Origin of the sequence: Methylobacterium gossipiicola, assembly GCF_900113485.1 — a bacterium.
Lineage (GTDB): Bacteria > Pseudomonadota > Alphaproteobacteria > Rhizobiales > Beijerinckiaceae > Methylobacterium > Methylobacterium gossipiicola.
Genome location: NZ_FOPM01000008.1, coordinates 1 through 13,703 on the forward strand (window position 1 = coordinate 1; position 13,703 = coordinate 13,703).

The following is a 13,703-nucleotide window of genomic DNA, read 5'->3' on the forward strand; positions in this document are numbered from 1 at the left end:
ACCCGCGTGCACGGGCCGTTCTGCTCGGATTCGGAGGTCGAGAGCGTGGTGGCGCACCTCAAGCGACAGGGCCGTCCGTCCTACCTCGAAGCCGTGACCACCGACGATTCGCCGCCCGACGAGAAGCCGGCCAAGGGTTCGAAGGCCGACAAGGCCGAGAAGGCCCAGGCCATCGAGTCCGAGGATCTCGACGCGCCGATCTTCGACGGCGGCGCCTTCGCGGCGACCGGTGGTATCGATCCGGGCGCCGAACTCTACGATCAGGCCGTGCAGGTGGTGATGCGGGACAAGAAGGCGTCCACCTCCTACATCCAGCGCCGCCTCCAGATCGGCTACAACCGCGCCGCCTCAATCATGGAGCGGATGGAGATCGAGGGCATCGTCGGCCCGGCCAACCATGCCGGCAAGCGCGAGATCCTCATGGAGGGCGGCCCCGTCGCCATGATGGATTACGACGATTGATCCGTGTTGACCGCGTGGGTTGCCGACCCGTGCGCGGCTCTTCACGCCGTCGCATAATCGCCACAGGGGCGGCCTCTAAGCCGAGGCCGCCCCGCCCGGACCACCTTCAGGAGATCGTCAGATGATCGGCCGCCGTCCCCGTCTCGCCGCCGGCCCGCTGTTCATCCTGGCGGCGGCCGTCGTCGCTCCGGTGCCCGCCATGGCGCAAGGCTCGTTCCTCGACGGCCTGTTCGGCCGTAAGGAAGAGCCGGCCCCCGCGCCGGTCGAACCGGAAGCCCCGTCGCCGGCGCCCGCCGCGAAGAAGCCCGCGCCGCAGGCGGCAAAGCCCGCCAAGGAGACGCCCGCCAAGCCGCCCGGCGACAAGAGTGCTTCACCCAAGGCCGCCGCGAAGGCCGCCGATTCGGCCAAGGTGGCGGCCGTCGGCGCGCCCCTGGCGCAGGACGCCGATGCCGGCGCCGTGCTCGCGCAGGCCAACGCCTACTTCAACGGTATCACCACCCTCACGGGCAACTTCATCCAGATCGGCGCCGATGGGCGGCGCATCGGCGGCAAGCTCACCCTGGCCAAGCCCGGCCGCCTGCGCTTCGACTACGACCAGCCCTCCCCCCTCGAAGTGGTGGCGGACGGCACGTCGGTGGCGGTGAAGGACCGCAAGCTCGGCACCCAGGACCTCTACTTCATTTCGCAGACGCCCCTGAAATTCCTCCTGCGCGACAAGATCGATCTGGCCCGCGACCTCACGGTCTCGGACGTCTCGAACGATCCGGGCGGCGTGCGCATCTCCTTGGAAGATCGCTCGACGCTCGGCGGCACCTCGAAGATCCAACTGTTCTTCGACGCCGAGGTGAAGACCCTGAGCCAATGGCGCATCACCGACCCGCAGGGCTACCAGACCACGGTGCAGCTCTCGAACCTGCAGAAAGGCCGCAGCGTCGACGGCACGGCGTTCTTCATCAATTACGGTCGGACCGAGGATCGGGCTATGGAGAAGCAGATCCGGGCGCAATAAGGCGCGCCAAGGATGTCGAGTCATCGCGCCGGGGGCGTGAGTTCATACCGCAAGGAGTGCGGCTGGTCGGACAGGTTCGGAAAGATCAATCGGGTATTGTCGCTAGTCTTCTCGTCGATGTCTTGTCGTTCCCTGCTGTCCGGATGGATATCCAAGCCGCTTTTCAAAGGAATCTGTGATCTCGGATTGAGGCGGATCGGTTCGACGACTGCCGGGATCACCGGACGGCTGTCCTCTCATGTCGCTTCGCGCGGTTCAGGTCTCCGCGAGGGGCGTATCGTCTGCGACCCTACCAAAGCGCTGAGGCGTCTCCGCACGGTTCTCGGGATCGTGGTGGCTCGACCGATGTTTGACCGAGGGGACGTGCCGCGCTCAGCCGTCCGCTAGGAGCGTATCGGCGGGCCGCTTGTCGGACGGGACGCGCCACCGGTCCAGCTCCACCTCGATTGCCTCCTGCGTCCCCTCCAGGAACGCCGCGCCCGAAAGCCCCGGCGGCAGGGGCGGGAGATAGCGCACCGTCACAGCTCCGGGATAATGGCGCGAACCGCCATGGGGCCAGAACAGACCGGAATTGACCGCCACCGGCAGCACCGGCAGGCCGAGCTTGGCGTAGAGGAGTTCGACGCCGCGCTTGAACTGCACCGGTTCGGTGATGGCGTTGCGGGTGCCTTCCGGAAACATCAGCACCGAGCGACCGTCCGCGATGGCCGCCCGGCTCTCGTCGATCATCACCCGAAGGGCCTGGGTGCCGTTGGCCCGGTCGATGATGATCATCGGCGAGCGGCGCAGGAACCAGCCGACGATGGGGATCGCCACGAGTTCGCGTTTCGCCACGATGGCGACATTGGGCACCAGGGTGAGGAAGGCCAGGGTTTCCCAGGCCGATTGGTGGTTGGCGACGATGAGGCAGGGTTCGGCCGGAATGTTCGCCCGTCCCTCCTCCACGTAGGTGAGGCGCACGATGCGGGCGAGGCCGAACAGGATGCCCCTCGACCACAGGCGCGTCGCCGCGCGGATCGGTTTCGCGGGTGAGCCGAGGGCCGCGAGCACCACCAGGGGCGCCAGGAAGAGCGCGGTCCAGCCGGCCCAGTACAGGTTGAACAGCGTGGAGCGGATGCGCGACACGGTCAGAGGAGTCCTCGAATCGCGCGTCCGTCCCCGATCCCCGAGGGGATCACGGGCGGACGCGGCATTTCCCACGGCGACGGCCGGGGCGGTTTCGGTCTAAAGCGAAGCCGCGCCGCCGCGCGCCCGATCCTTTATACGTTTTCCTGGTCCAAGCGAGCCGATCGTTGCGCCTCACCGTCACCACTTGGAACATCAACTCGGTGCGCCTGCGCATCGATCTCGTCCTGCGCTTCCTCGCCGAGGCTCGGCCCGATGTCCTGTGCCTGCAGGAGACGAAGTGTCCCGACGACGCCTTTCCCCTCAAGGCCCTGCGTGGGTCGGGCTACGAGCATGTCGTCTTCGCCGGGCAGAAGGGCTATAACGGCGTCGCGATCCTGTCACGGTTTCCGCTTTTGTCCCGCGACTGCATGGCGTTCTGCGAGCGGCTGGACGCGCGCCACATCTCGGCGGTATTGGGGCCGGAGGCGGGGGCGGCCGCCGGCCTCGTGCTGCACGATTTCTACGTGCCGGCCGGCGGCGACGTGCCCGACCGCGATCTCAATCCGAAATTCGGCCACAAGCTCGATTTCCTCGCCGAGTTACGGGCCTGGGGCGGGCGCCGTCCGTCCGGTCCGGCGATTCTGGTGGGCGACCTCAATGTCGCGCCGCTCGAGCATGACGTCTGGTCGCACAAGCAGCTCCTCGACGTGGTGAGCCATACCCCGGTGGAGACAGAAGCCTTCGAGACCCTGCGGGGCGAGGCCGGCTGGGTCGATACGGCCCGTCTCCTCGTGCCGGAGCCCGAGAAGATCTACACGTGGTGGAGCTACCGCTCGCCCGACTGGGCGGCGGCGAACAAGGGCCGGCGCCTCGACCATGCCTGGGTCTCGCCCGACCTCGCCGGCACCGTGCGCGACGTCACTGTGGCGCGACATGCGCGCGGCTGGGAGCGCCCCTCCGACCACGCCCCGGTGACCCTGACCCTGGAGCTTTGACGGCGCCGGCGGGAACGCGGGCCGGGGCATCCGCATTGGTCCTCCAAGATGCCGCCCGGTGCGGCCAACCTGGAGTATCCATGCGCAAGCTGCTCGTCGCCTTCCTCCTGCCGAAGCTCGTATCCTACTTCCGTCGCCGCTATTCCGGCACGCCGACCCGTCGCTCGTACTGAGCGAGACTTCGCCACATCCGGCGTCGAGACGATTGTGAACGGAACGGGCCCTGCGGGGCCCGTTTTCGTGTCCGGCCCACGCTGCCTTGCGGCGCAGCCTCGGTCTGCTACGATGGGCATCGCATCAAGAGTCGGGCCGACGCCCGACGCCAACCTGCTCCCGGGCAAGGTGGTGCCCTCGGACGCGAGGGGATGTGGCCGGACCGGCAAAAAACGGGTTTCGCCACAGCGTCGTCCCGCCTCCCGTGCGGCCCCGGATCGACAGGCGAATTCAGCGATGCCCCTCGACGACCAAACTCCGACGCCTCAGCAATTCGCCAGCGACAATTACGCCGGCATCTGTCCGGAAGCCTGGGCAGCGACGCAGGCCGCCAACGCGGGCTCGATGCCGGCCTATGGTGAGGACCCGTGGACGGCGCGCGCGGCGGACGCCTTTCGGGATCTGTTCGACAAGCCCGACGCGCAGGTGTTCTTCGCCTTCAACGGCACCGCCGCCAATGCCCTCGCCCTCGCGTCCCTCTGCCAATCCTATCACAGCGTCATCTGCGCGGCCTCGGCCCATGTCGAGACGGACGAGTGCGGCGCGCCGGAATTCTTCTCCAACGGCTCGAAGCTCCTCGTCGCCCCCACCGAGAACGGCAAGCTGACTCCGGCGGCGGTGCGGGCATTGGCCACCGGGCGATCCGACATCCACTTTCCCAAGGTTCGGGTGGTGACGATCACCCAGCCCACGGAGACGGGCCAAGTCTATACCCTCGCGGAGATCCGCGCCCTCTCGGCCGCCTGCCGGGATCTCGGCCTGCGCCTTCACATGGACGGCGCCCGCTTCGCCAATGCCTGCGCGAGCCTCGGCTGCGCCCCGGCCGATATGACGTGGCGCGCGGGCGTCGATCTCCTGTGCTTCGGCGGCACCAAGAACGGCATGGCGGCGGGAGAAGCGATTCTGTTCTTCGATCCTGTCCTGGCGGAGGATTTCGGCTACCGCTGCAAGCAGGCGGGGCAGCTCGCCTCGAAGATGCGCTTCCTCTCGGCGCCCTGGGTCGGGATGCTGGAGGGCGGCGCCTGGCTCAGGCATGCGGGCCACGCCAATGCCTGTGCGCGCCGCCTCGCTGAGGCCGTGGCCGACCTGCCCGACTGGCGGGCGATGTTCCCCGTCGAGGCCAACGCGGTGTTCCTCGCCGCTGACCCCGAGCGACTGGAGGCCCTGCGCGCCTGCGGCTGGCGCTTCTACACCTTCATCGGCGGCGGGGCCCGGTTCATGTTCGCGTGGGATTCCGATCCGGCCCGAGTCGATGCCCTGGCGCGGGACATCGGCAGCCTCAGTCGCAGGGCGGCTTGAGGGTCTGAGAACGAAGAAGGGCCAGCCGCGCGGCTGGCCCTTCGCGTATCCGGCTCCGAAGGACGGTTTACTCGGCCGCGCTCATCTCGGGCGTGTAGTGGCCGCACCAATCGGCGGCGCCCACCACCGGCCACAGGCCGGGCGACTTCGGTTCGGGCTGGCTGACCGGGGGATTGAACCGGCACAGGCCCTCGTCGGCCGCCGCCATCGCGCCGTTGACCTTGTGCTCGTCGAAGAACCTGCAGCTCTCACACTTGGCGTTCGCCATGACCCTGCTCCCGTTGCGTCCGCGGCCGCCACCTGAGCAGCAGCACCGTCGTCAGTTGCGAGTTGGAAGAACTCTAATCTGATCGTCAACGGGCTATCGGGACGGAGGTTCCCGGGGTGCGCGATCACCGATCGGGACGGCGGGCGGCGTGTTCGGGCTGCGCCGAGCCCGGACGGCTCCGCGGCGGTCCGCAGGGGCATTGGACGGGGCCGGGGCGGGGGTGGCGCGGCACGGGGTTTCGTGTATGGTCCGCGCGCTTCGACCCGTGTGAACGGGGCCGGGGCACAAGCTGCTTGTGGAGCGACCGTGCTGGACGACATCCCGGCACCGGCCACCCCTCGAGCGTTCGCGAGACTCCGCATGGCTGGGGCTCGCCCGATCCGAACACCCCACCGAAAGGGATAGCGATGTCGATCACGGCAGAGCGCAAGACCGCGCTCATCAAGGAATACGCAACGGGCGGCAAGGACACGGGGTCCCCCGAGGTCCAGGTGGCGATCCTCACGGAGCGGATCACCAACCTCACCGGCCACTTCAAGACCCATGGCAAGGACAACCACTCCCGCCGCGGCCTCCTGAAGATGGTCTCGCAGCGCCGCTCGCTGCTCGACTACGTCAAGCGCAAGGATGAGGCCCGCTACCGCGCCCTCATCGAGCGCCTCGGCATCCGCCGCTAAGCGGCGTCTTTCACGCGGTTCCGGGCCCGGCCCGGGGCCGCGTTTCCACAGATCGGGCTGCCGGAATGGGTCCGGCCTCCCGAACCCCGGGCGACTTGAAGGCGGCTCGTCGGGGACAGGATCGCGCGCGGTTTACCGGTTGCTCCCGGGAACCGCGCGCCATCTTGCCCCTGGCGCCGTCGGGTTCGCCCGACCGCATGATGGCAAGGATCAAAGAATGTTCGACGTCCAACGCGAAGAGCTCATGTGGGGCGACCGCAAGCTCGTCCTCGAGACGGGCAAGGTCGCCCGCCAGGCCGACGGCGCCGTGATGGCGACGTATGGCGAGACCTCGGTGCTCGCCACCGTCGTGTCCGCCAAGGAGCCCAAGGCGGGCATCGACTTCCTGCCGCTCACCGTGAACTATCAGGAGCGCGCCTACGCCGCCGGCCGCATCCCCGGCGGCTACTTCAAGCGCGAGGGCCGGCCCTCCGAGAAGGAGACCCTGGTCTCCCGCCTCATCGACCGTCCGATCCGCCCGCTCTTCGTCGAGGGCTGGCGCAACGACACCCAGGTCGTCGTCACCGTCCTGACCCACGACCTCGAGAACGATCCCGACATCCTCGCCATGGTGGCGGCTTCCGCCGCGCTCACCCTGTCGGGCGTGCCGTTCATGGGTCCCATCGGCGCCGCCCGCGTCGGTTACGCCAACGGCCAGTACAGCCTGAACCCCCTGGTCGCCGATCTCGACGCCTCCTCCCTCGACCTCGTCGTCGCCGGCACGAGCGACGCCGTCCTGATGGTGGAGTCCGAGGCCAAGGAGCTGAGTGAAGAGGTTCTGCTCGGCGCCGTGATGTTCGGCCACAAGCACTTCCAGCCGGTGATCGAGGCCATCGTGCGCCTGGCCGAGAAGGCCGCCAAGGAACCCCGCAACTTCTCCGCGCCCGAGAACGGCGATGTCGAGAAGGCCGTGCTCGAAATCTGCGAGTCGGAGCTGCGCGAGGCCTACAAGAACACGGTGAAGCAGGAGCGCTACGCCGCCGTCGACGCCGTGAAGGCGAAGGTGGTCGCGGCTCTTTGCCCGGCCGAGGGCGAGCAGAAGTTCAGCCCCGAGAAGGTCAAGGCCGCATTCAAGGAAGCGCAGTCGAAGGTGGTCCGCTGGAACATCCTCGACACCGGGTCGCGCATCGACGGACGTGACGTCCGCACCGTGCGTCCCATCGAGTCCCAGGTCGGCGTGCTGCCGCGCGCCCACGGTTCGTCGCTGTTCACCCGCGGCGAGACCCAGGCCCTGGTGGTCGCGACCCTGGGCACCGGCGAAGACGAGCAGTTCATCGACGCCCTCGAAGGCACCTATAAGGAAACCTTCCTGCTGCACTACAACTTCCCGCCCTATTCCGTGGGCGAGACCGGCCGCATGGGTTCGCCCGGCCGTCGCGAGATCGGCCACGGCAAGCTCGCTTGGCGCGCCGTGCACCCCGTGCTGCCGCCGGCCCACGAGTTCCCGTACACGATCCGCGTCGTGTCCGAGATCACCGAGTCCAACGGCTCGTCCTCCATGGCCTCCGTCTGCGGCGCCTCGCTGTCCCTGATGGATGCGGGCGTGCCCCTGCGCCGTCCCGTGGCGGGCATCGCCATGGGCCTCATCCTCGAGGGTGAGCGCTACGCCGTGCTGTCCGACATCCTCGGCGACGAGGATCACTTGGGCGACATGGACTTCAAGGTGGCGGGCACGGAAGCCGGCATCACCTCACTGCAGATGGACATCAAGATCGCCGGCATCACCGAGGAGATCATGAAGGTCGCCCTGGAGCAGGCTCAGGAAGGCCGCGTCCATATCCTCGGCGAAATGGCCAAGGCCCTCACCGACGCCCGTCCCGAGCTCGGCGAGTACGCGCCGCGCATCGAGACCATGCAGATCCCCACCGACAAGATCCGTGAAGTGATCGGCACCGGCGGCAAGGTGATCCGCGAGATCGTCGAGAAGACCGGCGCCAAGATCAACATCGACGACACCGGCACGGTGAAGATCGCTTCCGCAGACGGCAAGGCCATCAAGGCGGCCTATAACTGGATTCGCTCCATCGTGGCGGAAGCCGAGCCGGGCATGATCTACGACGGCACCGTCGTGAAGACGATGGAGTTCGGCGCCTTCGTGAACTTCTTCGGCGCCAAGGACGGCCTCGTTCACATCTCGGAACTCGCCGCCCAGCGCGTCGCCAAGGTGACGGACGTCGTCAAGGAAGGCCAAAAGGTGAAGGTGAAGTTCCTCGGTCAGGACGACCGCGGCAAGATCCGCCTCTCCATGAAGGTGGTCGATCAGGAGACCGGTGAGGACATCACCGAGAAGCTGAAGGCCGAGCGCAACGCCGAGCAGGACCGCGCCCGCGGCCCCCGGCAGGAGGCGTAAGCCCCAACCGCGACGCCTTCCCATGGTGACGATCGTCGCCGTGGGGGGCGCGACGAACCAGGCGCGGCCCCGATGAGGGGCCGCGCCTTTTTTGTTGCGCGATGCGGCTTGCCCGGGCTCTCGAAGACGGACACGGGCTCTCGGTCATTCATAAGCCGCCGTGACGTTTGCCAAGCCGGCCTCCGCTTCGGCGAGCAATGTTGGCGGTCGCGGAAGATGTGCACGGTACCGATGGCCTTGGTATGCTCTTCGAAGGTTTGTTGTTCCTTCTCGCTCCGGATGTCGTGATGCCCCAAAGGCAATGGGATGGCCGATGACGGTGACGTGCTTCCCGCCTGCGCCTTGTCGATGGGATTTTAGTTTTTCCCATGCGATAGGGATTCATGCTGATCGGATCTCGTCTTCCCGTCACCTCGAAGGGCCGGACCAAACCTCGCAACAGGCGAGATTGGTGCCGCGTTCTACTCAGTGGAGCGATCACGATTTCGTTAGCGACGTCGGTCCGGGGGCAGGAGCCGAGCCCGGTCTGGGCGATCTACGATGCCCCCCCGTTCATGATCGCGGGCGGAGCGGACCGAAATGCGGGAATCTTCGACCGGATTCGCGCGCTTCTGGACGAGCGACTGTCGGGGGCGCCCGCCGCGACCCTGCGGGCACCGTTCCCCCGCGTCCTCGCCTCCCTCCGGGACGGCGTCGCGTTCTGTTTCATCGGCGGGGTGAAGACACCCGAACGGGAGGCGTTCGCGGTCTTTTCCTTGCCGGTCGCCCTGTTCTATCCTGTCCGGATCATCGTGCCTGCGTCCGAACGTGCGCGATTCGCGGCGCTCGCCCCCCTGTCGCTGGCGACGTTGCTCGCGGATCGAACCCTGCGAACGAGCGTGCTGAGGAGCCGGTCCTTGGGCAGTCGAGTCGATAGCCTGCTGGCGCAAGCCGCCTCCCCTCACCTCCACGCGGAGTTCGATGAGGCCTTGCGGATGCTTTTCGCCAAGCGGCTGGATTATCTCGTCGAGTATCCGACCATCGCGAGCTACGGCGCGAGGAGCCTCGGGCAGGCCGACGCCTTCGCGGCCCTTCCGTTCATCGAGGAGCCCGAACCGGTCTTCGCCCGCGTCATGTGCCCGAAAACGCCCTGGGGGCGGCGCCTCGTCGAGCGCATTGATGCGATCCTGCGGGTGGAGCGCACGACGCCGGCTTACCGGCAGATCGTCGAGGCCTGGGCCGATCCGGATGATCTCCCGACGATCCGAAACGTCTATGACAACGCGTTCCTGAAGAGTGAGTAGGCACGCGATGCCGCTCTCCCTCCCCGCGCGCGCGGTGCGCCCCGCCGGCTCCCTCGCCGGTCGCTTGCTGCGGGTGATCTTCGGCTGCTATCTCGGGGTGGCGGTCCTCGTCACCGCCCTCCAGATCCTGACCGAATACCGGAGCGCCCATCGCCGCCTGGAGGCGGACGTTCAGGCCATGGAACGGACCTTCGGGGCTGGCTTGGCCGATGCCCTCTGGAGCTACAACACCGGCGTCCTGCGCGGCATCCTCAACGGCATGGTCCAGATGCCCGTCGTGATGGGGGTCGAGGTTCGCGACGAGCATGGCCGAGAGGTCGAGCGCCGCGACGCGCCGGAGGCCCGCGTACCGAGCGGCTCGTTCCTCGACCGGCCCATCACCCGTGAGTTCGCCCTCGTCTACATGGACGAGGCGGGGCAGCCCCACCCGGTCGGACGCTGGACCGTCCGTTCCAACGACGGCATCGCCCTCGAACAGGTGAAAGGCACCCTGATCGTCATCTTGGTGAACTCCATCCTGAAGACCCTGGCCCTATGGGTGATCTTCTGGGTGGTGGTCCACGCCATGGTGGGGCGCCCCCTCGCGCGGATCGGCCACTTCGTGGACGGGCTCGATTCCGAGACCCTCGGGGCACGCCCCCTGCCGCTGCCGGCGCGGGGCCACCACGAACTCCACCTCCTGGCCCAGGCGTTCAATGCCATGGCGTCGAAGCTGCGCGGCGCCTTCGACGAGAACGCCGCGCTGATGCGCGATCTGAAGGAGGTCAACGCCACGCTGCAGGCCCGCGTCGAGGCGCGGACCCGCGATCTCGAACGCCTCGCCCGTACCGACCCGCTCACCGGCCTCGGCAATCGTCGCGACCTCGACGAAGGATTGGCGCAGGCGGTGGCGCAGGCCGGCGCTCGCTGTGGCGTCATCCTGGCGGATGTCGATCACTTCAAGGGGATCAACGACCGGTACGGCCATGCGACGGGCGACGCCGTCCTCGTCGCCTGCGCCGATCTCCTGCGCGGGATTCTGCCGCCGGGCGCACGACTGGGGCGCTGGGGCGGCGAGGAATTTATGGTGCTGTGCCCGGAGGCCGACGGCGCCACCGTCCGCGCCCTGGCGGAAGCCATGCGCCGGCGCGTGGAGGAGACGCCGTTTCCGGCGGTCGGCGACCTCACCTGCTCGTTCGGCGTCGCCGAACTGAGGGCGGGCGACAGCGTCGACGCCCTCCTGTCCCGCGTCGATCTCGCCCTCTACGAGGCCAAGCGCAACGGCCGCAACCGGGTGGAGGCGGCCGATGGCGCGCCGTCTTCGGACCGGCGCAGCGCCGCCTGACGTCTCATACGGTTTCCGGTTGATTCATTCGGTCTCTGGCAAGCGCGGGCTCCCTCTCCTTCCAAGAGAGGGAGCCCGTCGCGCCCGATCAATCCGAAGCAATCAACCGGAAACCGTATCAGTCCGTGCCCTGCGGAACGCCCGCCCTCACCCCGCGTTCGCCTCGCGATGCCGCTTCGGCACGTTCCAGGAGTCCGTTTCAGAATGTCCGATCCGATGATCCCCAGCCTGTTCGAGGGTGAGACCAACCTGACGACCACGGAGCGGGCCGTCTCCGTGGTGCTCGGCCTCGGCATCGCCGCCGCCGCCGCCCAGCCGCGCCCGAACAAGTTCCTCAGCCTCGCCGCCCTGGTCATCGGCGCGGGCCTCGCCATCCGGGGCGCCACCGGCCATTGCCCGGTCAAGCAGATCAACCACACGGCCTGAACGAAAAGGGGCGCCCGAGGGCGCCCCTGCTGGTGGCTGTTTCGCGGATCCGGATCCGGAAGGGACGGATCAGAAGGTGCGGGTGGTGCGGCGGCTGGCGACGAAGCCGTAGATGGCGAGCACCACGATGGCGCCGACCACGGCGCCGATGAAACCCGCGCCCTGATTCGGGCCGTACCAGCCGAGGGCCTGACCGAGGAATGTGGCGACGAAGGCGCCGACGATGCCCAGGATCGTCGTCATGATGAAGCCGGCCGGCTCGTTGTTGCCCGGCATGATGAACTTGGCGACGACACCGGCGATGAAGCCGATGATGATGGTCCAGATGATACCCATGGGTCGATCCTCGATACGCCTCGGTCCAGACTTGGCCGTTGAGTGATCAGGAAACGCCGCATCGCAGGACTGGTTGCGGGGAACTGGCGAGATTGTCGCATCGGCGACACACCGGCGGCATCGCCCCCTTTACGGTCGCCCCCGCCGCGCGGCACAACGCGGACCCATGGCCCGCGATGGACGGGCCGCAAAAGGCAAACACGTTCCTATGACGATCCAGCGCTTCGAATCCGGCCCGCGCATGAGCCAGGCCGTCACCCATGGCGACATGGTCTACCTCGCCGGTCAGGTGGCCGGGACCACCGTGGGAGCCGGCGTCACGGCGCAGACCCAGGAAATCCTCGCCAGCATCGACCGCCTCCTCGCGGCGGCGGGCAGCGACAAGACCCGCATCCTCACGGCTACGATCTATCTCGCCGATATCGCCACCTTCGCGGAGATGAATGCCGCCTGGGACGCCTGGGTGTCGCGCGAGAACCCGCCGGCCCGCGCCACCGTCGAAGCTCGTCTCGCCGGTCCCGAATACCTCGTCGAGATCGTCATCGTCGCCGTCAAGGCCGCCGCGTGAGCCGCGCGCGCAGCCGTCGCGGTCGCGTCGTCGGGGCGCTTCTGGCTCTGGCCTGCGGCTGGGACGCTCCTGCGCGCGCCCAAGCTCCGTCCCCCAAGGCCGCGCCGGAGCGCGTGGTCGCGATCTACAACTGGGCGGATTATTTCGATCCCCGGATGCTCGATGCCTTCACGAAGGAGACGGGCATCAAGGTCGTGTACGACACCTACGACAACAACGAGGTCTTGGAGACCAAACTGTTGGCCGGCCGGTCCGGCTACGATGTCGTGGTGCCGTCGGGGCCGTTCCTGCAGCGACTGATCCGGGCGCAGGCGTTCCAGCCCCTCGACAAGGCGAAGCTCCCGAACCTCGTCCATGTCTGGCCGGAGATCGCCGGTCGGCTCGCCGCTTACGATCCGGGCAATGCCTACGCCGTCGACTACACCTGGGGCACCACGGGCATCGGCGTCAATCTCGGCCTCGTGCGCGAGCGCCTCGGCGCTGCGCAGCCCCTCAACACCTGGAGCCTCGTCCTCAACGGCGGTCTGCTGAACAAGCTCAAGGATTGCGGCGTGATGCTCCTCGATTCGCCCGAGGATCTGATCCCGAGCCTGTTGCCGGCCTACGGTCTCAAGCCGGACACCAAGCGCTGGGACGACATCACCCAGGTCACCGACGCTCTGTTCAAGGTGCGAGGGGCCGTGCGGAAGTTTCATTCCTCGGAGTTCATCGACGGCCTCGCCAACGGCGACCTGTGTCTCGCGGTCGGCTCCTCCGGCGACATGATGCAGGCGAAGAAGCGGGCCGAGGAGGCCCGCAACGACGTCGAGGTCGCCTACGCCATCCCCCGCGAGGGCGCGCTCATCTGGTTCGACGCCTTCGCGATCCCGAAGGACGCCCCCCACGCGACCGAGGCTCACGCCTTCATCGACTACATGATGCGGCCCGAGGTGGCGGCGGCCAACACCAATTTCACCGCCTATGCGAGCGGCAATGCCGCCGCGAAGCGGTTCGTGAAGCCGGAGATCCTGGGCAATCCCGGGATCTATCCGGACGATGCCACGATGCAGCGCCTGTCCGTCGCCCCCGCCTTGGACGAGCGGACCCAGCGTTTCGTCGGCCGCCTCTGGACCCGTATCCGCACCGGCCGCTGAGTTTCACGCGGCGGCGGGCGGCTCGGGTGCCTCGGGGCCGGCCGGCGAGTTCAGGATATCCTCCAGCTCGTCCACGAGGCGGTCGATCTGGTCCGGGGTGGCCAGGACCTTGACGGTCAGGCCGTCCTGCGTCGCGAAGGCGAGTTCGATGTCGGCGCCCGAATGGGTGGCGAGGATACGGGCGAGGCGATGGGTGGCGGTCATAGGGTCGGCT

General features: G+C 67.9%; 15 protein-coding genes and 1 riboswitch. Of the genes, 11 read left to right on the forward strand and 4 right to left on the reverse strand.

Annotated elements, in window-relative coordinates:
- Together BM249_RS08680 and BM249_RS08685 are read left to right on the forward strand one after the other, a co-directional pair.
- Positions 1-462: DNA translocase FtsK (locus tag BM249_RS08680; protein ID WP_280142660.1), on the forward strand; the 462-nt coding region annotated here is incomplete at its 5' end.
- A gap of 121 nt (positions 463-583) precedes the next feature.
- The gene (locus tag BM249_RS08685) at positions 584-1,471 is read left to right on the forward strand and encodes a LolA family protein (RefSeq protein WP_091970938.1); all 888 of its coding nucleotides are present in this window, start codon (positions 584-586) and stop codon (positions 1,469-1,471) included.
- Between the two features lie 372 nt (positions 1,472-1,843).
- Here the strand turns inward: BM249_RS08685 and BM249_RS08690 are convergent, their stop codons facing one another.
- A complete protein-coding gene (locus BM249_RS08690) occupies positions 1,844-2,596 on the reverse strand; it encodes a lysophospholipid acyltransferase family protein (RefSeq protein ID WP_091970940.1) in 753 nt (250 codons plus the stop codon).
- A 167-nt stretch (positions 2,597-2,763) separates the two neighbouring features.
- Here BM249_RS08690 and BM249_RS08695 point away from each other — a divergent pair, with 167 nt between their 5' ends.
- Positions 2,764-3,573, forward strand: coding sequence for an exodeoxyribonuclease III (locus BM249_RS08695; RefSeq protein WP_091970942.1), 810 nt, complete (start codon positions 2,764-2,766; stop codon positions 3,571-3,573).
- Between the two features lie 289 nt (positions 3,574-3,862).
- A riboswitch (SAM-I-IV-variant riboswitch) is annotated at positions 3,863-3,970 on the forward strand.
- A gap of 53 nt (positions 3,971-4,023) precedes the next feature.
- Positions 4,024-5,085: a threonine aldolase family protein gene (locus BM249_RS08700; protein ID WP_091970944.1), complete on the forward strand. Its 1,062-nt coding sequence runs from the start codon at positions 4,024-4,026 to the stop codon at positions 5,083-5,085.
- Positions 5,086-5,152: 67 nt separating this feature from the next.
- Here the strand turns inward: BM249_RS08700 and BM249_RS08705 are convergent, their stop codons facing one another.
- The gene (locus BM249_RS08705) at positions 5,153-5,353 is read right to left on the reverse strand and encodes a hypothetical protein (RefSeq protein ID WP_091970946.1); all 201 of its coding nucleotides are present in this window, start codon (positions 5,351-5,353) and stop codon (positions 5,153-5,155) included.
- 407 nt (positions 5,354-5,760) lie between these two features.
- Here BM249_RS08705 and rpsO point away from each other — a divergent pair, with 407 nt between their 5' ends.
- The 5 genes from rpsO (at position 5,761) to BM249_RS08730 (ending at position 11,452) form a co-directional block, all read left to right on the forward strand.
- The gene (gene rpsO / locus BM249_RS08710) at positions 5,761-6,030 is read left to right on the forward strand and encodes a 30S ribosomal protein S15 (RefSeq protein ID WP_091970948.1); all 270 of its coding nucleotides are present in this window, start codon (positions 5,761-5,763) and stop codon (positions 6,028-6,030) included.
- A 217-nt stretch (positions 6,031-6,247) separates the two neighbouring features.
- Positions 6,248-8,419: a polyribonucleotide nucleotidyltransferase gene (pnp, locus tag BM249_RS08715; RefSeq protein WP_091970949.1), complete on the forward strand. Its 2,172-nt coding sequence runs from the start codon at positions 6,248-6,250 to the stop codon at positions 8,417-8,419.
- Between the two features lie 554 nt (positions 8,420-8,973).
- Entirely contained in the window at positions 8,974-9,702 is a 729-nt protein-coding gene (locus BM249_RS08720) for a hypothetical protein (protein ID WP_091970950.1), read from the forward strand.
- Positions 9,703-9,709: 7 nt separating this feature from the next.
- Complete coding sequence (locus BM249_RS08725; protein ID WP_091970951.1) at positions 9,710-11,026, forward strand: sensor domain-containing diguanylate cyclase; 1,317 nt, start codon at positions 9,710-9,712, stop codon at positions 11,024-11,026.
- Positions 11,027-11,230: 204 nt separating this feature from the next.
- Entirely contained in the window at positions 11,231-11,452 is a 222-nt protein-coding gene (locus BM249_RS08730; RefSeq protein WP_091970952.1) for a YgaP family membrane protein, read from the forward strand.
- A gap of 69 nt (positions 11,453-11,521) precedes the next feature.
- Here the strand turns inward: BM249_RS08730 and BM249_RS08735 are convergent, their stop codons facing one another.
- Positions 11,522-11,788, reverse strand: a complete 267-nt coding sequence (locus BM249_RS08735; protein WP_091970953.1) for a GlsB/YeaQ/YmgE family stress response membrane protein — start codon at positions 11,786-11,788, stop codon at positions 11,522-11,524.
- 208 nt (positions 11,789-11,996) lie between these two features.
- Here BM249_RS08735 and BM249_RS08740 point away from each other — a divergent pair, with 208 nt between their 5' ends.
- Positions 11,997-12,356 (forward strand): RidA family protein, encoded by a 360-nt coding sequence (locus BM249_RS08740; protein WP_091970954.1) that lies wholly within the window; start codon positions 11,997-11,999, stop codon positions 12,354-12,356.
- 41 nt (positions 12,357-12,397) lie between these two features.
- Positions 12,398-13,489, forward strand: a complete 1,092-nt coding sequence (locus BM249_RS08745) for a polyamine ABC transporter substrate-binding protein (protein WP_425284812.1) — start codon at positions 12,398-12,400, stop codon at positions 13,487-13,489.
- A 3-nt stretch (positions 13,490-13,492) separates the two neighbouring features.
- On the opposite strand, the gene BM249_RS08750 is transcribed toward BM249_RS08745, so the two are convergent.
- Positions 13,493-13,693, reverse strand: a complete 201-nt coding sequence (locus tag BM249_RS08750; RefSeq protein WP_091970955.1) for a hypothetical protein — start codon at positions 13,691-13,693, stop codon at positions 13,493-13,495.
- Positions 13,694-13,703: the final 10 nt, after the last annotated feature.